Genomic DNA, 22,067 nt, shown 5'->3' with positions numbered 1-22,067 from the left:
CATGACGAAGACCGTAGCCGATCTCGGCTGCCGAACGCTGGAGAAACCAATGATTTCCTTGATCCGACCTGCGGCACTAGCCGTAGCCTTCTCGCCTGTAAGAAACAATTGCTTCGATTTGACATACGGAGCACTCCATCCGGTACGACCATCCGTGTCCATCGCGGGATGGGCCGCAAGAATTGCTCTTTTCACGTGCTTAGCTTCCTTACCAGCCGCCGCGCAAACCAGCGGATCAATCTCTGGTAACGTTCTCGATCCTTCAGGAGCAGCGATTACGGGTGCCAGCGTTTCTCTCGTCGAGACGGCAACTAACTATCGCATCACAGCAAGAACAAACAGCATTGGTCACTATAAGTTTTCTGCTTTGCCTCAGGGCCGCTACACCCTGAAGGTCACTGCGTCTGGCTTCCGAAACTTTGAAGCAACTGGTGCGCAGCTCACCGCCGACCAGACGCTTCACATCGATGCCAAACTCCTCGTCGGTTCGGCGAGTACAACCGTGCAAGTGTCGGCCACGGAGACGCCATACACCGCACTCGATTCCGGTGCCGGAACCCGCACGCGAACGCCGTTGATCGATGTTCCGCAATCGATCGAAGTGGTAAATAGCACCGTGATTCGCGATCAGGATCGCCGCACGTTGGCGGAGGCTTTGGTCAATGTCGCTGGAGTTGTTGTACCGAAACCCGAAGAAATCCTGTTCGGGATCACTCCTCTTGTCCGTAGCTTCTCAGCCGAGATCTACACCGACGGTCTCTCCATGTTTGGCAATACGAGCACCGCAAACGACCCCACAAGCCTGGTTGGAGTGGAACGGATTGACGTGGTGAAAGGACCGAGTTCCACCATGTATGGCGGTGGCCTTGGCTCGCCCCTGGGCGGCTTGATCAACGTGGTCTCGGTACGCCCGGAGCCTGGGTTCTCAGGCTACGTCGGATTCCGTGGCGGCAACTTCGGAACCGTCGATCCGTACGGCGATATCAATCTTCCGCTCAACTCCCGAATCGCAACACGTCTCTCTGGCGAGTATCAGCGAAACGATAGCTGGGTCGATGTGGTGAGCGGAGATCGCTGGTCGGCACAACCGGCTATGTCGTTTCAACTGGCGTCGAAGACGAATCTCTTCGTTCAAGGGCGGTTCAATCATCGCGACCAGTTGGAGTATTCCGGTGTTCCAGCGGTGCAGGCAATGGCAGGGCAGATTGATCGCAACGCCTTCGTCGGTGCTCCTGTTGGGCAGCCGCATACGGTACTCGACAGCAACATGGTCACAGCGGAACTGAACCATGACTTCAATGACAATGTGCATTGGAATACAAGCGCACGCTACTACTTCAGTCAGGCGAATGAGCACGGCAGCTTCGTCCTTCCCGCGCTTGCCCCACCTGATCCGGCGACTCCGACCGTGTATCCCATCTTTACGCTGGACATGACAAACAACCCAGTCCGGGAAGGCACCTTCGATACCAACTTGTTCGCAAGTCTTCGTGGTCTCGGCGGACGGCACGGGCTACTCGCTGGCGTGAGCTACGACCACACCAACTTCTACTCGGAGATGGGCTTCTCTGGCATTCCGGTGGGTGAAGAGGATCTGGCACATCCCTCGTACAACCTGAGGTTTGGCCCTCCCACTCCGGCAAGCCTGTTTCAAACGGATCGTTATAAAACCACCGCAGTCTATGGTCAGGACCAGGCCACATACGGGCGGCTCAGTCTGACGGGATCTGTCCGCTATACGAAGCTAGACTTCCGTGAGCGCGAGCAGGCCACCGACAAGACCTACAACCACGCTTCGGGACGCATCGGCGGTAACTTCCGGGTCGCCAGCGGTGTCTCTCTCTACGCTGCATACGCTACAGCCTTTCGCGGTGCGTTTGGTCTTGTCGTACAGCAAGCTCCGAAGCCGGAGACTTCGCAGAACGTCGAAGGCGGTGTGAAGCTGGCACTGACCAGAGCGCATCTGGCAGGTACAGTTGCCGTCTTTAATCAGACCCGCAACAACGTTGCAACGCCTGATCCGGTGAACTTCCTGTACTCCGTGCAGACGGGGCAGCAACGTGCTCGCGGAGCAGATGCAGATATCACGTGGGAGCCGGTACGCTCCTTCTCCTTGCTGGCGAACTATGCGTATGTGCAGGCCACGGTCACTAAAGACAACTCCACGCCGGTTGGTGATTTTCTGCAGCGAGTACCGCGTAACAGTGGACGCATTGCAGGGCGCTATCGGATACAGAACGGCATCGCCAGAGGACTGTCGTTTGGTGCAGGCGTGACCGCGTTCACAAAGCGCGAGATCACTCTCCCGAACACCATCGCTGTTCCAGGCTATGCCGCTATCGATGCGCAGGCCGCATACGAATTTGGCAGATACACAGTGCAGGGTTCGGCTGTGAATCTCACAGCGCACAAGACCTTCGACCCATACCAATATTTTGGCTTTCCGGTCGTCATGCCGAATCAGCCGATTTCGGGGTACGTCACCTTGCGCGTTCGTCTTGGAAAGGACTAGTGGTATGACTCACATCAATCGTCGTAAAGCACTGCAGCTTTCTCTGCTCGCTCCCTTCGCTTCATCGCTCGCTGGTTGCAAAGCCACACCGAAGAGCGAGGCAGTTCGTGATGTTGCACCGCACAACCCGCTAACGCCTCCAGCAAAGGAGTCTATCCCGGTCGCGTTCCTTCTCTCGAATGAGGCCGTTGTCATCGACTTTTGCGGACCATGGGAAGTCTTCGAACGTGTGCCGAAACCGAAGGCATCGTTCGACGCCTTCAGGCTCTACACGGTAGCAGAGACAAGCGATCCGGTTCGTCTGAGTGGAGGGATGAAGGTGATTCCCGAATACACCATCGCGGACGCACCTGCGCCGAAGGTGGTTGTCATTCCAGCGCAGGACCCTGTCAGCGAAAAGACCAAGGAGTGGATACGGAGTGTGAGCAAGCAGACGGACGTGACAATGTCCGTCTGCACTGGGGCGTTTGTACTGGCCAGCACGGGCTTGCTCGCCGGGAAGTCGGCCACTACCCACCATGGTTTCTACACCGACCTCGAAACCAAGTATCCAGACATCCACGTTCAACGTGGCGCTCGTTTTGTTGAGGCCGGAAACCTTGCTACAGCGGGCGGTCTTACGTCTGGTATTGATCTCGCTCTACGAGTGGTCGAGCGCTACTTCGGCGAGGACACCGTTCGCGAAACGGCGAACATGCTGGAATACCAGGGCGATGGATGGCAGCACCCGAATTCCAATGCTGCTTTTGCCAAGACGGTCTCTCTGAATACGAAGCATGTTCGTTGCGCTGTCTGCGGTATGGACCCTGATCCGAAGCTTTCTTCTGTGTACAAGGGCAAGACCTACTACTTCTGCATGCGAGAGCATAAACAACTCTTCGACGCTTCGCCCGAGAAGTTCATTGCGAACTAAACGAAGTCGCAAATGAACTCTGCAGAACCCATTCGCTTTCGGCTACGAACACGGTCGGCGGTAAACCGACTTTACCGTCATCCTTCCAGGCACTCGGTGCGGACACGATGACGATGGCAACAACTTTGAGGAACTCACGCTATGAGACGCAATCCGCTTTTATACCTACCGCTCTTGGTGATGTGCATGCTGCCGCTATGGGCAGCTCCGCAGGCTCCGACACAGTCGCAGGCCACGGCTATTTCTGGAACCGTGACCGATCCTTCAGGTGCGGCGCTCGTCGGGGCAAAGGTCACACTCACACAAGCGAACGGAACGCTTCGTTATGAGACGATCACCGACGCCAGCGGACACTACCGCATCGCCAGCCCGATGGAAGGAGCCTACAACCTGACAGTGGAAGCGAATGGCTTCCATGCGACGAATGCCCAGGTGAGAATCGCCTCGGATGCGATCACCACCGCAGACGTTCGGCTCATCGTAGGCAGCGCGAGTCAGAGCGTGGTGGTGACTGGAACTCCGAGCTCCGCCGTTGAGGAGAAGTTCGATATCCCACTCGAGCAGTTTCCGCAGGCAGTTCAGGTCGTTTCTCACCAAAAGATTGTGGACAGCAATGCAATCAGCTTAAGCGACATTCTCGCGACAGTTCCATCGGCGACTCCCGGGCCGTCCCGCGAGTCTACCTACCAAGGGTTCGCCTTTCGTATTCGTGGCTTCACGGCCTATCCGATCTACAACGGAGTGTTTCAGAACTACTTCTTCAACGTAGATCCCTCGGCACTGGTGAACATCGAAGATGTACAGGTCATCAAGGGGCCTTCGGGTGTGATCCTTGGCCAGGGAGAAGTCGGTGGCGCCATGAATATCACAACGAAACGTCCGCAACATGACTTCGCAGGGAGCGTAAGCATCATCGCGGGCTCGTTCAATCAGGCATCCGGTTCCTTCGACGTGACTGGCCCGTTGCGTCCGATACGCAATCTTTACTTTCGAGCAACAGGAGAAGTCGAGCGTTCCGGCAGCTTCGTGAACTACTTGCCGATCAATCGGCAAAATGGAAACTTCTCAGCGAGCTGGGAACCTAACAATCGTGTCGCAGTGCATTTCGTGGGTGAGTGGCAGGAGCGAGATACCTACCGCAACCCTGGCCTTCCGGTGATTGGAACCGTTCTGCCAAATGGCGTTCGACAGATTTCGCGCTCCGCATTCCTCGGTGATCCGACGATGGACGGCGATCCAGGGCACAGCAATTTCACTGCGACGGGACAGTTGATTCAGGCGTGGGCTCCGATCAAACTGAGCGAGTCGTGGACGTTTACGCCTCGCATCTCCTACTCCACCTTCACCGGTATCTATTCGGAGTTGAACCTGAACAAGGTGCTCGCAGACCTGGTTACCGTATCGCGTACGGGCCGTTATGACGAGGAGCGTCACCATTATCCGAATGAACAATTCGACTTCGCTGGGACTGTGAATACGTTGGGGATGAAACACCACCTTATCCTCGGCACGCAGAACAGCCTGTATCGAGTGAACTTCTTCCAGCAGAACATGCCTTCAGTACCTTCCATCAATACTCTCAATCCGACGTATGGAAATGTGGCGGATGGCCCCTATCCACTCAGTACTGTGAGCTTCACGAATTACAACGGTTGGGGGCTGTATGCGCAGGACCGTATCGACGTGACGACTCGACTCAATGTTATTGCCGCCTTTCGTGAAGACTTCTACTTGAACCACCGTGCGCTCGCGCCTGACTTCACGACTCCTGCCACGGTGACTGACAGCAACTTCAACCATCCGACCTTTCAGCTTGGGTCCACATACCGACTAAACCACGGCTTCTCCCTCTTCGGCGGATATGCCACTGGCTTCAACATCATGCCGGTCGTCAACACTCTTACCTACAGCGGTACGGCCCTCAGTCCAGAGACTTCATGGCAGGGCGAGGGCGGCATTCGCCACAGCGAAGGCGCGTTCAGTGGGAGCATCAGCCTCTTTCAGATCCACCGCACGAATGCGGTTACTTCCGACCCTGCGCATCCGGGATACAGCATCAACAACGGCGACTATCGCGTGCGCGGGATCGAGTTCGAAGAGAGCTGGCGTGCAGGCCGTGGAATCTTTCTGGACACTGGCTATTCCTACCTGGATGGACAGATCGTCAAGAGCAACTCTGGCAATCTCGGTTTCCAGATCGCTGACACGCCAAAGCACCGGGGCAACATGTTCCTGCGATACGCATTCGCGCATATCCCAGTGCAGGTTCACCTCGGATTCAACTACGTTGGCAACCGGGCGTTTCTGGATACCGCGAACGTAGTCCAAGGACCGGGCGTACTCGGCAACCAGGTGCGTCTGCCGGAGTACACCAACGTCAACCTAGGCGGGACGTATACCTTAGGCCATCTGCGCCTCGATGCCAACCTGACCAGTGTTGGAGATAGCGTGTACTTCCTCAAAGACTTCGGAAGCTACGACGTGATACCTGGCCAGCCACGTGCATTCAGTTCACGGCTTACGTATCAGTTCTAAGAAGGCAGGTCCAGAGTCGGCAGTCAGCAACTTGAAATTCAGAAATTGACGTCGGCCCTTGTGACAAGGAAATGCGATGGGAAGCATCCTGATGATTGTGTCGGACCGCGTCAACCATAGCTTTTACAGGCGATGCGAATGCGACTCCAGCTGAACGCTTGCCACATCGCGCGGCTAAGTCTCCAGTCACGGTGGAGCGTATTCGCTCGTTACTTAAGGGCCTCATTCCCATGGGGAGAATGAAGCCCTTAAGCAACGATGTGACAGGCATTCCCCTTGTTGCGTGCATTCAGTTCTGTGGCAATGAAATCTCGCGCAACTTCGAACCTTTCATGGCTTGCATGACGAAGGTTGTTCACGACGAGTTCTGGCTTTGCTCCTGCGGCGTCTGACGCAAGCCGGAGGGCTACCCATTGCCTGAGTGGTCGGCAAATTGACCCCGCGTTGACGCGCCCAATTATTTCCCTGTATACACAGACGAAAGTTTCTCTCCGCCATGATTTTTGACAAAGAGGCAGATGCATCCCGGTGGTTTTGCTAGTTGCGATGTGTCTGCAGATGTTCAGAATAAAAGGGAGTTCCCCATGACTTCATCCCGTTTCCGTTGGTTGTGCCAATGTCTAGTCTCCTTTGGTTTCCTGATCATGACCACGCTGTTTCTTCCAGAAAGTTCGATGGCACAGGTATCAACGGCAGAAGTTATCGGAACAGTGCGGGACGCTAGCGGCGCGTTCGTTCCAAACGCCAACGTAACGTTGACGCTTACGGAGCGAAATGTAGTTCGCAATACGCAGACAAACGCGTCCGGAGAATACACTTTCGGTCTTTTGCAGAATGGAACCTACAAGCTTTCTGTTGATGCGCCTGGGTTCGCGCAATATCAGGTGCAGCAGTTTGCTCTTGGTGGTGGTGATCGTAGACGCCTAGACGTGGCGTTGACTCTTGAAGGCAGTCATGTTGCGGTTAATGTCACCTCCGCCCCTTCCATGCTTGGCACTGACACAAGCAATCTCAGCACTCAGGTGAGTCAGCGGCAAGTGCAGGATCTTCCACTGAACGGCCGAAACTTCGTTCAACTCGCACAGCTTGCAGCCGGAGCAAATGAAGGGACATCGTCCGCCATTGCCAACGGCAACCGGCCCGACGATCGCAGGCAGACATCCGCGGTTGTCGCGAATGCCCAGTCCGATACGTTGAACTACCAGATGGTAGAAGGCGTGGATAACGTTGAGTACACCGTAGGCACCATTGGCGTTCGTCCCTCGGTGGATGCGATTGCGGAGTTTCGAGTCATCACAAGTGTCCCACCGGCAGAGGTGGGCAAGACCCCCGGTGCAATCATCAACCTGATTACGCGTTCCGGAAGTAGTCAGTTTCATGGATCGATCTTCGAGTTCGTGCGGAACGATATGTTCGATGCGCGGAATTTTTTTGCGACTAAAGCTGCTGTTCCAACAAAGCCAAAGTTTCGTCAAAATCAATTTGGCGGGAGCATCAGTGGTCCGGTTTTCCGCGACAAGACCTTCTTCTTCGCTGACTACGAAGGATTTCGCAGAATCGACGCCACTAATTCTCTTGTCAACAACTTGGTTCCCACCGCCTACGAAGTAGCTCACCCCGGAGATTTTTCTGATCGTGGTGGCCCAGTTCTAAGCAGTTCACAGATCAATTCGATTGGTGCAAAATACTTTGCGCTTTATCCAGCTCCGAACAACGGAGCGACGACTTACACATCTTCATACCCACAGACACAGAACAGCACTACTGCTGATGCCCGCATTGATCACCACTTCAATGAGTGCAACTCCATCTTTGGACGGTGGGCCTATAACAACGTCAGTACACTCACGCCAAGTGCTCTGCCCAATGTGGGCGGAGTAGACCCAGGCGGCTCAGTATCCTTCCCGGGGGCGGCCTCCCAGCAAGCCTATCAGTGGCTCGCTGATTACATTCACGTATTCAACCCTTCGCTTCTTCTTGAATTAAAGGCGGGTTATACCCACATCAGTAACGTTTCGCTGCCGCTGAATTATGGCAAAAATTACGGCAACGCATTTGGCATCACAAATGCGAATCTCGACATCTTCACCTCGGCTCTTCCGACCGTTTCCGTGACCGGTTACGCTCCGCTGGGTGTTTCAAGCTCGCTCCCACTGTTCGATAGGGATAATGCGTTTCAGTACAGCGCTGCGTTAACCCAGGTGAAAGGCCGCCACTCTTTGAAGTATGGGGCTATGCTCATTCGTCGACAGGTTTACAACGAGCAACCTACTTCCGGTTCAGGATCATTTACCTTCACTACGAACCCCACCACGTCTACGATCTCGACACTTACTCCTCTCATCAATCTGCTCGAAGGGAATGTCTACCAGGTATCGCGAGTTGTCCAGCTTTACCCACGCTACCTGCGAAACTTCGAGCCAAGCCTTTTCGTCCAGGATGACTGGCGAGCAACAGATAAGCTGACATTGAACCTTGGCCTTCGGTACGACATCATCACTCCGGTTAAAGACAAGTTCGGACATATCTCCCACTTTGATCCCGTCTCCGGAACATTTCGCGTAGCCGGTGGAGGAGGTGCGTCAGACACAGCAGATATTCAGACCGACTATCGTTCCATTGCACCTCGCCTGGGGATGGCGTTCAGCGCTACTCCCAAGACAGTCTTGCGAGCTGGTTACGCAGTAGTTTTCTTCCGCGACAACACCGGGCCTTCCGTGCCTTTTGCTGATCCGCCATACGTTGGAACCTATCAACCAAACCCGAATACGACGACCTTCTCAACTCCACTACCGTTGCCCACGCTTGCCTCCACTACGTCGCCATCGGGCGCGCTTCGCGGTATGCAGCTGGATTATCGCAATTCCTACGTGCATGAGATCAACGCGAATATCCAACACGATCTCGGTTTCGATTCCGTTCTAACCCTGGCTTATGTTGCAGAGCTGGGCCATCGTCTGCGCATTTCTCCGAACGTCAACCTCGGTCCACTTGGCCAAACAACAGCAGGAGCCTATACGACCCTGCGGCCGTTCTATTCGAAATATCCGGCGGTAACGGATATCTATAACATTCAATCCAACGGCACCTCCAACTTCAATTCGTTTCAGGCAACGCTAGTAAAGCAAACCAGCCACGGGCTCACGCTACAGGCCAACTACACGTGGGCGCACGCGCTTGGCGATGTACAAGGATTCTCTGCCGGGGGCCTCTACACCAGTGCAGATCCTGCTCACAACTCAACCGTCGAATATGGCAACAGTGAACTGGATGTGCGGAACCGCTTCACCATGATGTTGAACTACCGTTTGGCATTTGCAGATCACCTCAACGGAATCGCAGGTGTTGTCGGCAAAGGTTGGCAGTTCAATGCAATCGATGTTTGGGAGACTGGCCAGCCTTTCACTGTGGTCAACTCAAGTCCGCGCACAAATACCGGTGTCGGTTCAGACCGTCCGAATCAGGTAGGAAATCCGAACCTAGCGAACAAGACAATTGCGGCATGGTTCAATACGGCCGCATTTTCTGCCCAGCCACTTGGAACGCTTGGGACCACATCCAGAAACAGCCTTTATGGGCCGCACTACCGTCACTTTGATGTCTCTATATTCAAGGATTTCCAGCTTCCTGAAAGAGCCGTCCTTCAGTTGCGCGCGGAAGCATTTAACTTATCGAACACACCAAACTTCGGTCAGCCTGGTTCTACATTGGGAACATCGACCTTCGGTGTCATCAACTCCTTGCGTACGAATGCACAAGGCAGACAGCTGCAGTTCGCAGCGCGGCTCTCTTTCTAGGAAATTTCAAAAGGAATTTAGAGGTGCTGTATGGGATTTCGAAGATTGTTGCCGTTAGGGATCCTCGCTGTGACGACCTTGTTGCACGGTCAGACTAAAACGGGAATCGACGTATTGGAGGCAGAGCACTTTGCTCCCCTCAAGCAACTCGCCGAAAAGCACCAGGGACAATTACGGTTGGGAGTCCTCACAAACCCTGTGGGGGTTGATTCGCAACAACGAAGAACGATTGATGTACTGCGGCAGGATGCAGCAGAAGCCGTTCCCGGATTGAAGGTTGTGACACTGTTCAGCGCCGAACACGGCATCAACGCCGCAGTAGACGGGTACTCCATCAACGACAAGATTGATCCGGCAAGCCAATTACCAATCATCAGTTTGTTTGGTGCAACCGAGGCCCAACTGCATCCAACGGCGCAACAGACACAAGGGCTCGACGCCATTGTGATTGATCTTCAGGATGTCGGTGTACGCTACTGGACGTTCCAGACGCTCATGAAGTATTTCCTTCAGGCTTCGGCAGCAAATCATCTTGACATTGTTGTTCTCGACCGACCGAATCCAATCAACGGAATAGCTGTGCAAGGCCCTCTCTCCACTACCGGTCGCGAGAATTACGTGAATCCATCTTCCGAGCCCATGCGTACAGGAATGACGATGGGCGAACTGGCGCAGCTCTTCAATAGGGAAGGACATCTCGGAGCTTCGTTGACAGTAATCAAGATGAGCGGATGGAAGCGGTCGGATTGGTATGACGACACAGGTTTGCTCTGGATCAACCCTTCGCCGAATATCCGCAGCCTTACCCAGGCCATGCTCTATCCGGGAATCGGATTAATCGAAGGCACGAATGTGAATGTTAAGGGGCCTGGCGAGCCTCCGTTCGTCCGGTTTGGCGCTCCCTGGATTCACGCAACGGAGTTAGCAGCATATCTGCAAGCTCGAAAAATTCCTGGCGTGAGTTTCATGCCCGTGACCTATGTTCCAAGCGGATCAGAGCATTATCCGTACATTGGCAAACGAGTTGAAGGCGTCGAAATCATCGTTAACGATCGCAATGCACTCGATGCGCCGGAACTCGGTATCGAGGCAGTCTCGGCTCTCTGGAAGCTCTATCCGCAACAATTCCAACTCGACCGCGTTGACCGTTTGTTGCTCAACAAGCCGGTACTTGAGGAGATTCGAAAAGGGTCCGACCCACGAAAGATTGCAGCAGGATGGCAGTCTGAATTGAATGCGTTCAAGGCAATTCGCGCCCACTATCTTCTCTATTGATCTCGGCCCCAAAAGAATCACCTTGGCGGGATCCTAGTCAATGTGGAAGCGCGTTGGGGATGTTCGATGCGCAGTTGCTATGCGACTTTGGACTTTTGGGGCCGAATCCACATGATGATTTAGCCTGATCACTATCGATTTTCACGTTGCTGATCTCGCTGCTACTCTTCTCGGTCAGCTCGGGCGACGTGGCACCGCTGTCAGTCATTCACGGATAGTACGAGGGAGAATCATGTCTGATCTTCGCGCGGCCCAATGGTCTTTGAAGTCTCTGCTTCGAAGCGCTTCTGCGGCCTTAGTCTTTGCCCTGATATTACGTTGTGGTTCCGCGCAACAACCGCTGCGGACATTGATTGTTGGCGTAGATCATCGCCATACAGAATCCTTAAACGGTGATTGGCATTACTTGGTGGAGCAGCCGCCGGCCCGCGAACTGTATGACGACAAAGGCAACGTGCGCGATGGTGGCTATGCACAAAATAGCCATCCGAACATCAAGTCGGGGCCTCACAACTCGGAGTATGACTTCAGCACCGCTCCAACCCTAAAGGTACCGGGTGATTGGAACACGCAGGATTCGACACTGTTCCGTTTTGAAGGTGTTGTCTGGTATGAGCGGGACGTTCCGATGCAGCCCAAACCGGGAACGAGAACCTTTCTGCATGTAGGCGCAGCGAATTACAGATCGTTCGTATGGGTAAATGGCAAGCGCATCTGCCAGCATGAAGGTGGCTTCACGCCGTTCGATTGCGAGATGACAGGAGCGGCGCACGCCGGCTTGAACGCTGTGGTGATTGCCGTGGATTCAACACGTCACAAAGACGATATCCCCAGCGTGTCCTATGACTGGTTCAACTATGGCGGCATCACGCGCGATGTGTCGCTCGTCACAGTACCGACTTACTTCATTGACGACTATGACGTCCATCTGCAACATGGTCCGACATTCTCACCGAGGGATGCGCGTACGCTCACCGGCTACATCCATGTGCAGGATGCGCCTGCCGGCACATCGGTGACATTGCGGATTCCTGAGGCGGGCGTGGAGAAAACACTCACAACCAACGCGGACGGACGGGCTGAGTTCACGGTCAATGCTACCAACCTAAGCTTGTGGTCGCCTGCATCACCCAAGCTGTATCGAGTCGTCCTTACGTCGGGTACGGACGAGGTGACCGATGACATAGGCTTCCGCGATGTTCGCGTGGATGGCACGAAGATTCTGCTGAACGGCAAAGCGGTTTTCCTCCAGGGAGCGAACGTGCATGCGGAGGCGCCGGTCCGGGGTGGACGCGTCACGACGGATGAGGATGTGAAGAACCTGTTCAGCATGCTCCAACAGATAAATGCCAACTTCGCGCGTCTCTGTCACTATCCCCACGATGAACGTATGGAGCGATACGCAGATAAGACAGGGATTATGCTGTGGTCCGAAATTCCTCTATGGCAGCGCATCTCTTTCGACAAGAGCGATGTGTATGACAAGGCGGTGATCATGCTGCACGAGATGATTCGGCGCGATCGCAACAAGGCGTCGGTCATACTCTGGTCTGTATCGAATGAAACGCCGAATAATCCGGTGCGCACGAAGTTTCTCACCGATCTGGCAAACGAGGCACGCCACACAGATCCCACTCGCCTGATCACCTCGGCGTTAATTGGGCCAAGAGTGAGTGAAGATCAAGTCCGTCAGGATGACCAGTTGATGCAGGCGCTGGATGTGGTCGGTCAGAACGAATACATCGGATGGTACGAGGGACAGCCGGAAGACGCGGACCGCAAGGAGTGGACCTTCTCAGTGAACAAGCCGCTGATATTTTCTGAGTTTGGTGCAGAGGCCAAGTACGGGAATCACGGAGGTGACCATGATCGCTGGACGGAAGAACAAGAGGCCAATGTCCTGGAACATCAGTTCAAGATGATGCAGAAGATCCCACAGGTGAGGGGCGTAACCCCATGGGTTCTGATGGATTTCCGGTCCACCACGCGCAACATTCCGAAGCTGCAGGATGGATATAACCGCAAAGGTTTGTTCTCCGAACGTATGGAAAAGAAGAAGGCAGCCGACGTTGTTCGAAAGGCGTATACAGAACACAGCATCGGTAAAGCAGAATAACGGTACATGCAAAGGGGAGCAGCCGAAAAGCTGCTCCCCTTTAGTGTTTCTACTGTTTGGCTAGAACAGAATTCGTGCACCAAGTTGCATCTGCCGCGGGGGGAATGCAGACGAAATCGTGCCGTAGTTACTGCTGCTGGTATTCAGATTCAGGCCGTTGAAGTTTGTCCGGTTTAGAACGTTGAACATATCAGCCTGCAGCTTGAGCCGCGCGATTTCACCAAATGGGAACGTCTTGGAAAGAGTCGCATCGGTCTGTGCCAGACCCGGCCCGACTACCCCGCCCACAGGCGCATTGCCGTAGTGGCTGGCCTGTGCCTTCGGAGTGGTCACGTAGGGCTTTGAACTGTCATTGCAGGTACCACCGGCGCCGTTGTTCAGATAGCCGCAGAGGCCCGCGTGAGCGTTGTAGACACGTCCTTGCCCCGGCGCGTAATCAGCGCGTACTGTGCCGAGCTGAATGGTGGAAGTCTGCTGGATGGTGTAATACGCACCGCTTTGAAGCCGTGCGACACCGCTGAGCTGCCAACCACCTGCGACCTCACGCAGCAGGAAGTTTTTGCCCTTCAACTCTGGAGTCTGCAGCGTGAAGCTTGCGACAAATGCGTGACGGCGGTCGTTCGAAAGCGGGCCGTAGTTGTATGCGAGATTACGCCAATTTTCCAGCGTAATGTTGTTGCCCGAAGAATCCCCTAGTGCCTTGGAATACGTGTAAGAGAGCGTCGTTGTGAGGGCGCCGCTTCGCTTGGAAGCAAACAGCTGCAGAGAGTTGTAGTTGTAATTGGAGTCGAAGAGGTTTGAGCTGATTGCATTGAAACCCTTATAAGGGTTGAACGCGGCGATAGACGAATTTGGCGACGCGGAATTTTGATTGGCGAAGACCGGCGCCAAGTCAGGAATATTGATATTGGGCTGGCGTAACTGATGATGTGCCACGCTTCCCACGTAGCTGGCCTCCACCAGAACCTTGGCTGGCAATTGTCTCTGAACACCAAGACTGTACTGCCATGTATAAGGGGACTTGCCCTTGGGGTCTACGGCACTGATACCCGCCTGCAACCCCGTACTATTTGCAGAAACCGAATTGAGTGTGGCGAGGTTGCCGACGCCAAGTTGCGTGTTCTGGAGGAAGGGCGGCAGGTTGAGCTGACTGAAAACCAGATTGCCTTGCGGACGGTAGTAGAAAAGGCCTGCGCCGCCCCGGATCGAAGTCTTGTCATTCGCGGCATAGGCAAAGCCGAAGCGCGGTCCAACGGCTCCATTCATCTTGTAGAACCCGCGAGGCGCACCTGAGGGAATCAGCCCGAAGAGACTTGTGTTCACATTGGGAACCCGCTTCTGCTGGTCCTGGGGTACACCATCGCCGACCCGGATAAGACCGTTGTATGGATTGCCTACACCAGGGTTGGCCAGAGTACCGCCTGGAGTTACTGCTACGGCGTTGGCTGCGTTATATACCGCAGGATCAAAGTTGGTCAGGTTGTTTCCCTGAGCGTAGAAGGGCTGGAGCCACTGGTATCGAAGTCCCAGGTCAAGGCTCAGATTCCTCGCGACGCGCCATTGATCCTGTACGTAGCCCTCAATTTGATTGAAGCGGAAATGGCCCACAGGATCTGCACTGTTCTCTGAATACGATTGGAAGTTACCCAGGAAGGCATCAGATAGGGAATAGCAAGTAGTGTTAAAGGCTGCCTGACCGCAATTGCTGGAGCGGGCAGTGGCGGTTCCGTTCTGGTTGAAGGTTACCGTTCCGGTGTAGTTGGCGCGGCCATTCTGATCCACGCGGTCTCGGATGTAGACGACACCGAACTTCATATTGTGATCGCCCTTCACATACGTGACACTGTCTGCGACCTGAATGTCAGTGGATGGCGAAATGAGCGAGAAGTTGGGGCCTTGGAAGCCCGCATAGTTGGTGATGTTCCCGATCGGAATACCGTTTGGATATGGGCCCACGCCTGGATAGAGCTTGTTGAAGGCAAACCCATAGGTTTCTCGCTTCCAGTTATTGCCATACGGCGGGATGCGCTGCGCAGCCCAGCTGGCGTTCGCCTGTACCTGATTGATCAGATTCTGGCGAATGGTCCAGGTTTCGCTGATGAGGTAGCTTTGCCCTGGGCGGTTACGCGTCGTTGGAGTTGTATTGAGAATGCCACTATTGGAAAACGTTCCAAAGGGATCAATCAGCGTGTTCTGATCGTGAATCCAACGGGCAAACAGCGAGTGCTTCTGGTTGATAACGTAATCCACTCGCACAAGGTCTTGGTGGAAGTTCAAAGGGTTAGAAGGGGCAAGCGTCAAATTGTTCGAGGGAATGCCGCCATCGCGATAGCTCAACCCGCCGGCAATGATCGTTTTGTAGATGTTCGCAATTGCTTTTCCATCGACTGACATCAGTGACGAGATGTTGTTGTTCGGTATCGGCGTCGTTGTGCCTGGATAGTACAACTGGCCAAAACTGCCGCTGACGGCCGAACAAACGCCTGCGCCATTGAACGATCCGGGATTTCCGGCGGCATCCTTAGCTGCGGAGCAAAGAGCGCTGAAGTCTCCGTTCAGCATGGCCGTTGTTGGCACTGTAAAGGTACTCGCAGTGGCCTGCTGGCGTAGCCGCTTCCATTCTTCTCCTACGAAGAAGAAGAGTTTGTCTCGAAGGATGGGACCGCCGAGGAAGAAGCCAAAGTCGTTATAGATCAACTGTGTTTTCTTGCGAGCAATATAGTTCGTTGCATCCAGGTAGCTGTTGCGGTGGAACTCAAAAGCGCCACCATGAAACGCGTTCGATCCACTCTTTGTGACGATGTTGAAAGTTGGTCCCTGAGTTCGACCGTATTCCGCAGACGAATTCGAGGTGTTGATCTTAACTTCGCTGATGAAATCGGCTCCCACATTATTCATCAGCGAACCATTGGATCCCGCCACCTGGTTGTAGGCTCCATCAACGGTGAGGTTGTTGGAGTCGGACCGGTTTCCATTGATGGTCTGATTGTTCGAAGCAAGAGATGTTGTAACGGCGAAGATGTCGGGATTGGTCACGACCGCGCCGGGCACGAGCGTGAGCAACTGCGTGTAGTTACGTCCGTTCAGTGCCAGGTTCTCAACTTGTTTGGCGTCGATGACACGGGAAACTTCACCAGAGGTGGTGTTAAGCGTTTCGATCGCGCCACCTTGAACTTCGACTACTTCGGAAAGCTGGCCAAGCTGCAGTGAGAAGTTTGAGGTCACCTTCGCATCGGCAGTGATGGTGACATTAGACTGCTTTGCTTCGCGAAAGCCGGACTGCTTGACGGAGATCACATACTCCCCAATGGGAAGGTTTGTGACGATATAGCTTCCACCGGAATCGGACGTTGCCGTACGTATCGCCTGGGTTGTGACCGAAGTGATGGAGATACTCGCGTTAGGAATTGCGGCTCCGGTCTGGTCAGTGACAACACCTGAGATTTGACCGAAGCTGCTTTGAGCATGCGCTGAGGCGCTTATCAGAAGCAGAGGACTTACAAGTGCTACCGTGCACCATAGACCGCGTGGTGTTTTCATAGATGGCTCTCCTGAAATTGGGGGCAGAAAATCAAATCGTTTTTTTCGCTCCGCCAATTTACGCTCACAAAAGAGAGACTGCAAACATTGACGCGCAATCTCCACCGCGGCGCAGCTAGCTCAACTCCCCAGACAAACATTGTTTTATGCAGGACTTATGTGTCTGGCACACGTTAAGTCGGTAACTTTGATTTCAGGCATCCGCATGGGCTTGGCGTGGGTCATTTCTTCCATGCGGTACGCGCACTGGCGTCCGTATGTGTGCCAATGATCTTTGCCCGTCGTTAACCTTCTTCGGAAAGCGTGAGATTTTGCTTCCTGAAACACAACTGCAGATTTGGGGTCTGCAAGATGCGCGCCTTACACGTCACGATCCGCAATGCATTTTCACTACGCGTCGAATCGGCTCGGGACGAGTGGATGGGATTGGGAACCGACTATACCCGCTACAGCAGTTGAGCGACCGCAATGTCCGCAAGGACCATGGAGAAATCGCCGCAGTCGTGCAGACGCTGAACGAAGGGGTTCAGGCTATACCCGTAGCCGTTCCACAAAGATGCGTTCTCTCTAATTCTTCTGATCTCCACCGATCGCGATCACCACATACTTCGCCGGTGTGTTGCCCACATTCCGAACCGTATGCATCGTCCCATAGGCCACATAGATCACGCTGCCCGGCTTGGCCTCCTCCGAAACGCCATCATGCTCAAAGAGCAGCGTCCCTTCGCGCACCAGGATGAATTCTGAGTGCTGAATCGTATGCGGTGGATTCGGCTTGGCTCCGACCGGTTGCGTTGACTCATGGATCGAGACAGGCTCTCCGGTAGCCAATGCCGCACGCAGGATGTCGCGGCTCTGCCCGCCGTTCGCCATCGTGCGCACGCTGCCCTGTTCCGGCGTAAACACCCGTGCCTTTGCCAGCTCTCCCGTACCCATCGTAGGCGCTCCAGAACTCTGCCCAAGACTCACACCGCACCCCACCAACAAACAAGCCGTTGCAAGATATCGCATGGCGGCCATACTACGCCGTGCGCTGAACGTTAATGAAGAAGAACGTTACCTTTATCGCCAGCACCGATCCAAACGATCCGGTAAACATAGCCGGGTCATTGAGGATTCATCCGTCTGGCCAAACCGGGGCCAGACGGGAGCAGTTCAGCTGCGACGCTTTTGCCTGCAATCACTGCGACAGCCGAAAGGCGTAGACTGTGTCGCCGGTTACCGTCAGGATGTACTGCCGGCCATCCAGCAAATAGGTCTCTGGAGCGTTGGACACGTTGCCGATGCGGGCGTGCCACAGCGGTTTTGGCGTGCTGGCGTCGTAGGCCACCAGATTGCCGGAACCATCACCGGAGAACAGCAGGTGTCCCGCAGTGGTGAGCAGTCCCGTGGGAGAGCCGTCACCCGGGAAGACGTAGTTGTACACAGTCTTGCCGGTGCGATAGTCAATGCCGACAATCGAGCTGGGGTAAGAGCCAACTGCGTCTTCTTCCTTCCCTCCCAATCCCATGATCTGCTTCGGATCGGTCTGTGTAAGGTAGTACATCGCGTACCCCTGATGCAGACCGACGTAGAACAGCCCTGTCTGCGGGGAAAAGCTGGGCGGCTGCCAGTTGACCGCGCCACCGTTGGTAGGTGAGACCAGCGAGCCCGCTACCGTCGAGTCCTGGTCTGGATCTCGAATCGGGTTGCCGTTCGCGTTAAGCCCGGTCGCCCAATTCGCCGCCGGTGAATACTTGGTGGTCAGCAGATGCTGCCCGGTCACGCGATCAAGGACGAAGAAGTAGCCGTTGCGGGTCGCTTCCATCACCAGCTTGCGAGGCTTGCCGTCGAACGTACCATCCACAAAGACCGGTGCCTGCACGGAATCCCAATCGTGGGTGTCGTCAGGTGAGGTCTGGTAGTACCAGGCCATTTTGCCCGTTTCGACATCGAGCGCAACGATCGAGCAGGTGAACAGATTGGTGTCTTTTGCGTCCGCGCCACGCGGAGCAGCCGAATAGGCAGGGATCGGATTCCCGGTTCCGAAGATGTAAAGCTTGGTTGCCGGATCGTAGGAGCCGGAGAGCCAAGGCATAGCACCGCCGTGTTGGGCTGCGTCCATACTGCCCCAGGTATCCCATCCCGGATCGCCCTTTTTCATCGGCACCAGGAAGGTCTTCCATTGCAGCTCGCCCGTTTCTGCATTGAACGACTGGAGGAAGCCCGGCTGATCCAGGTTGCTACTGGTTCCAACGAGTACGTGATTGCCCACCACCACCGGCGCAGTCGTTGAGAAGTACTGCTGAGTATAGGGTGCAATCTCCTTGTGCCAGCGCTCCTTGCCCGTCTTGGCATCGAGCGCGACCAGGTAATCCTCTGGCACCTCGAAGTACAGCGTATCGCCGTACATGGCCATGCCACGATTGCCAATGTGATCGCCGCCGCGCGTTGTCCAACAGTAATGCCACAGAACCGTGCCATCGCGAGCATCCATGGCCCAGGCATTGTCAGGCGACGAGATGTAGAGCACGCCATTCACCTGGAGAATGGAACCGGTGATGCGCGGAGAGCCACTGCTGGAACCCGGTACCGGGACCGGTGTCTCGGTAACACCGCCCACAATAGTCGGCGCGACAAATCCCGGCGGCCCGAAGCCTCGCCGTGCCCCTGCTCCACCACCCGGTCCGGCGGTAAGCGCTACGCTCTTCCAGGCCAACGTCAGATCCTTCACGTTGGTGCGGTTTATCTGGTCCAGAACGCTATAGCGCCGCTGTGAGTAATCGCCCGCATAGGTTGGCCACGAAGTGGTTGCCGGCTTGGCCAACTGCTGTGTCAAAGTGGCCGGGTCCAGGCCCACGCCAGTAGCTGCGGTTGCTTGCCCCTGCAGCGCCATCGGCAACAGGAAGGACAACCCGGCCATGAGCCGCATCATTGTGTTCGTCACGGGCAGAACTCCTATTTCAATGTTGTGAGGTAGGCCGTCAGGTTGCGGAGGTCACTGTTTTTCCAAGTCCGCAGCATGTCTACGTGCGTCTGCAGAGGATCGTGAACCACCACCTGTGGTGCGCCGTTGTTGATCTCGAAGCTGACGTGTGTGCCGTCCTTCTCCGTTAGCGAGACGTTGAATGCATCCAGGTGGTCCAGGCGGCCCTCAACTGTCCGTCCTCCAGATGTCACGGTCACAGTCTTCCCACCCCCACCGCGGCCCGCGCGACCAGAGACAATCGCGTTCTGCAAATCCTTCGGCGAATACTTGCCGCCGATGCCAGCAAAATCTCCGGTCACGGAGTGGCATGTGCTGCATTTGCCAGCACCGTTGAAGTAGGCCTTACCCATCTGAGGATTGCCCACCACGATGTCCAGTGTTGAAGGCGCGCCCCTGTTGCCCAGCGGTTGGCTGTGCAACCACCCAGCGATGGCGACGATGTCGTCATTGGCCAGGTTGAACTTGGGCATACCCTCTGCCTGCCGGCTGCCGTGTACGACGGGCTCGATGAGTTCGCCATTCTGATCGTCCAGCACCACCTTGTTGCGGATCAGGTTTGGGCCCACCGATCCCCCACGCGCATCGTCGCCGTGGCAGAAGCTGCAGTTGGCGCTGAACACTTCTTTGCCATGCGCTATTACGGCGGGAGCTACCGGTGGCCGAGGGGCATTGTAGGGCTCGGTTTGCAGGCGGCCTTGCGGGCCCCCCGGGCTGGCACCCGCGTGGCCCTCTGCTGCTCCCGGCTGCTGGGCTTTGAGGATGGATGGCAAGGATGCAAGGACTATAACCATCCACCACCACTGCATTTTTTTCTTCATTAAAAGTTACCCTCGACTCCCACGATCCGACGCATCTGTCCCCTGAGTGCTTGCGCTTTGCTGCAAGCTCGTTTCTGGCTATGCCAAGGCGGCTTTCGCGTACGCAAGGCACTTCAGAATCTCTTTCTCGCTGTCCGATCCTTCGGGCGGCCGGTACTCCAGCTCGATCGTGGCCGGAAACTTATACTTGTCCTTCTTCATCAGTGCCAGCACTTCCTTGATGGGAGTGTCGCCCTGTCCCCATGGCATGTTCTCGCCACCATTTTCTTTGAACTTGCGATCCTTGAGATGCACGCTGGTAATGCGCTCATGGTGTTTCTGCACGAAGGCTACAACATCATGATTGCCGGCGGCAGTATAGTGGCCGATGTCGAGATTGATGCAGTTGTAAGGAGACTGCGACATTGCCTCATCCCAGGTCGTTGGTGTCGCTTGCAGATGGGCGTGATACCCGACCCTCGTTTTGTGTTTGAGTGCAAACTTGCCTATGCGCGCGGTCAGGGCTGAATCGCCATCCGGCATTTCCATGGTCAACTGGTTCGCGCCAAGAACCTTCACCACCTCAAACGTCCAGTCATACAGCTCATCCGGCATCGCGTTGGTCAGGCTCATTTTGAAGCCGTAGAACGAAATGCCTGCGTCGTTGTACAACTTGCGAACCTCTCCGAACTTCGCAGGCGGCGTTGCAAGACGCCACTTGTTGAGTGCTTCCTGATATGCGAGTTGTTCCGGGCTTGGAACACGAGGAGCACGCGGCTCGCCCGCAGGAGGTCCGCCGACAGGGCGTTCGGTACCTGCAGGTGCACTGACGGGGCGCGGCCGCACAGGCGCCTTCGGAGCACCCAGGAACTCAGCCAGCGGCTCGTCATGGCTCTCAGTCGCACTGATGCCGTCTCTGACCATGTAACTCACCAGGGATCTGGCATCGTCCGGCATGTTGTGGTAGCTGTACGCCGTGATAATGCCGATCTGGACGCCGCCGAAGATGGAATCAGGTTTGCCCTGGGCAAAGAGCGGCCTCGGGTATGACGCTGCAAACGCGGCGAAGGGGAGAGTGGTCGCTGCCAGCTTGCCGAACTGCCGTCGCGTATACGTCATGGTATGACTCCGATTCCTTTTCAGTTCTGCGAACGTTCGTTGGGTGAGGCCGAAGACGTAAATGACATGTCAGACTGCGATCCACGTCAGAATGAATCCCCAGTGTCACAGAGCGCAATCACTGTCATCAACTCGTGCGAACAGCCGCAAAACATCTGAGTGCTTGCCCGCGACCGACCGAAAAATTGTCCGTGTAAATCGCTGTGAATTTTAGTATGGGGACCGAACTATTAGCAAAGCCGGCTGTATTCACCGGCTGCATGCCTGAACACGCTGCGCTCCTGCCCTACATGACATCGCTCAGTCCGAACGCATGACTCAGAAGGAGTGAACCTTGTACGGCAAATTGACACATTCCAGCTTGAGCTTCGTACAGATGTTGGTCTGATCGTACGTGGCCCTTTTGGCACGCACCGTTGGACTTTTTTCGCCAGAAAATGCGGATCGAGCTTCCTAACTCCGTCATCGGCGTAGCGCACGGCTACAGCTAGATTG

11 protein-coding genes are annotated in these 22,067 nt (G+C 55.2%); 6 read left to right on the top strand and 5 right to left on the bottom strand.

The window, feature by feature from the left end; all coding sequences use genetic code 11:
• The first annotated feature begins 49 nt into the window (after window positions 1–49).
• The 6 genes from JAO32_RS03185 (at window position 50) to JAO32_RS03160 (ending at window position 13,148) form a co-directional block, all read left to right on the top strand.
• Window positions 50–2,512 (top strand): TonB-dependent receptor, encoded by a 2,463-nt coding sequence (locus JAO32_RS03185; protein WP_334237421.1) that lies wholly within the window; start codon window positions 50–52, stop codon window positions 2,510–2,512.
• Window positions 2,513–2,516: 4 nt separating this feature from the next.
• Window positions 2,517–3,425 carry a DJ-1/PfpI family protein gene (locus JAO32_RS03180; RefSeq protein ID WP_334237420.1) on the top strand — a complete coding sequence of 303 codons (909 nt, stop codon included), beginning with the start codon at window positions 2,517–2,519 and terminating at the stop codon, window positions 3,423–3,425.
• Between the two features lie 186 nt (window positions 3,426–3,611).
• Window positions 3,612–5,960, top strand: a complete 2,349-nt coding sequence (locus JAO32_RS03175; protein WP_334237419.1) for a TonB-dependent receptor — start codon at window positions 3,612–3,614, stop codon at window positions 5,958–5,960.
• A gap of 674 nt (window positions 5,961–6,634) precedes the next feature.
• Window positions 6,635–9,757 (top strand): TonB-dependent receptor domain-containing protein, encoded by a 3,123-nt coding sequence (locus JAO32_RS03170; RefSeq protein ID WP_334237417.1) that lies wholly within the window; start codon window positions 6,635–6,637, stop codon window positions 9,755–9,757.
• Between the two features lie 69 nt (window positions 9,758–9,826).
• Complete coding sequence (locus tag JAO32_RS03165) at window positions 9,827–11,032, top strand: exo-beta-N-acetylmuramidase NamZ family protein (RefSeq protein WP_334237415.1); 1,206 nt, start codon at window positions 9,827–9,829, stop codon at window positions 11,030–11,032.
• 232 nt (window positions 11,033–11,264) lie between these two features.
• Window positions 11,265–13,148, top strand: coding sequence for a glycoside hydrolase family 2 protein (locus tag JAO32_RS03160; protein ID WP_334237414.1), 1,884 nt, complete (start codon window positions 11,265–11,267; stop codon window positions 13,146–13,148).
• A 60-nt stretch (window positions 13,149–13,208) separates the two neighbouring features.
• On the opposite strand, the gene JAO32_RS03155 is transcribed toward JAO32_RS03160, so the two are convergent.
• The 5 genes from JAO32_RS03155 to JAO32_RS03135 all read right to left on the bottom strand — a co-directional run bounded on the left by JAO32_RS03155 (window position 13,209) and on the right by JAO32_RS03135 (window position 21,572).
• Window positions 13,209–16,688, bottom strand: coding sequence for a carboxypeptidase regulatory-like domain-containing protein (locus JAO32_RS03155; protein WP_334237412.1), 3,480 nt, complete (start codon window positions 16,686–16,688; stop codon window positions 13,209–13,211).
• A 567-nt stretch (window positions 16,689–17,255) separates the two neighbouring features.
• Entirely contained in the window at window positions 17,256–17,624 is a 369-nt protein-coding gene (locus tag JAO32_RS03150; RefSeq protein ID WP_334237410.1) for a cupin domain-containing protein, read from the bottom strand.
• 244 nt (window positions 17,625–17,868) lie between these two features.
• Window positions 17,869–19,614, bottom strand: a complete 1,746-nt coding sequence (locus JAO32_RS03145; protein WP_334237409.1) for an acido-empty-quinoprotein group A — start codon at window positions 19,612–19,614, stop codon at window positions 17,869–17,871.
• A gap of 11 nt (window positions 19,615–19,625) precedes the next feature.
• Window positions 19,626–20,474 carry a c-type cytochrome gene (locus JAO32_RS03140; protein WP_334237407.1) on the bottom strand — a complete coding sequence of 283 codons (849 nt, stop codon included), beginning with the start codon at window positions 20,472–20,474 and terminating at the stop codon, window positions 19,626–19,628.
• Between the two features lie 78 nt (window positions 20,475–20,552).
• Window positions 20,553–21,572 (bottom strand): sugar phosphate isomerase/epimerase family protein, encoded by a 1,020-nt coding sequence (locus JAO32_RS03135; RefSeq protein ID WP_334237405.1) that lies wholly within the window; start codon window positions 21,570–21,572, stop codon window positions 20,553–20,555.
• Window positions 21,573–22,067: the final 495 nt, after the last annotated feature.

The sequence above is a fragment of the Terriglobus sp. ADX1 genome (assembly GCF_036877645.1).
In the GTDB taxonomy this organism is placed as follows: Bacteria; Acidobacteriota; Terriglobia; order Terriglobales; family Acidobacteriaceae; genus Terriglobus.
The sequence above is the reverse complement of the archived record's forward strand: the minus strand, read 5'-3'. Positions and strand labels throughout refer to the sequence as shown.

Coding starts and splice junctions, on each gene's coding strand:
- JAO32_RS03170 (WP_334237417.1), top strand. CDS start 6,635: ATGGCACAGGTATCAACGGCAGAAGTTATCGGAACAGTGCGGGACGCT.
- JAO32_RS03140 (WP_334237407.1), bottom strand. CDS start 20,474: ATGAAGAAAAAAATGCAGTGGTGGTGGATGGTTATAGTCCTTGCATCC.
- JAO32_RS03135 (WP_334237405.1), bottom strand. CDS start 21,572: ATGACGTATACGCGACGGCAGTTCGGCAAGCTGGCAGCGACCACTCTC.
- JAO32_RS03150 (WP_334237410.1), bottom strand. CDS start 17,624: ATGGGTACGGGAGAGCTGGCAAAGGCACGGGTGTTTACGCCGGAACAG.
- JAO32_RS03185 (WP_334237421.1), top strand. CDS start 50: ATGATTTCCTTGATCCGACCTGCGGCACTAGCCGTAGCCTTCTCGCCT.
- JAO32_RS03160 (WP_334237414.1), top strand. CDS start 11,265: ATGTCTGATCTTCGCGCGGCCCAATGGTCTTTGAAGTCTCTGCTTCGA.
- JAO32_RS03180 (WP_334237420.1), top strand. CDS start 2,517: ATGACTCACATCAATCGTCGTAAAGCACTGCAGCTTTCTCTGCTCGCT.
- JAO32_RS03175 (WP_334237419.1), top strand. CDS start 3,612: ATGCTGCCGCTATGGGCAGCTCCGCAGGCTCCGACACAGTCGCAGGCC.
- JAO32_RS03155 (WP_334237412.1), bottom strand. CDS start 16,688: ATGAAAACACCACGCGGTCTATGGTGCACGGTAGCACTTGTAAGTCCT.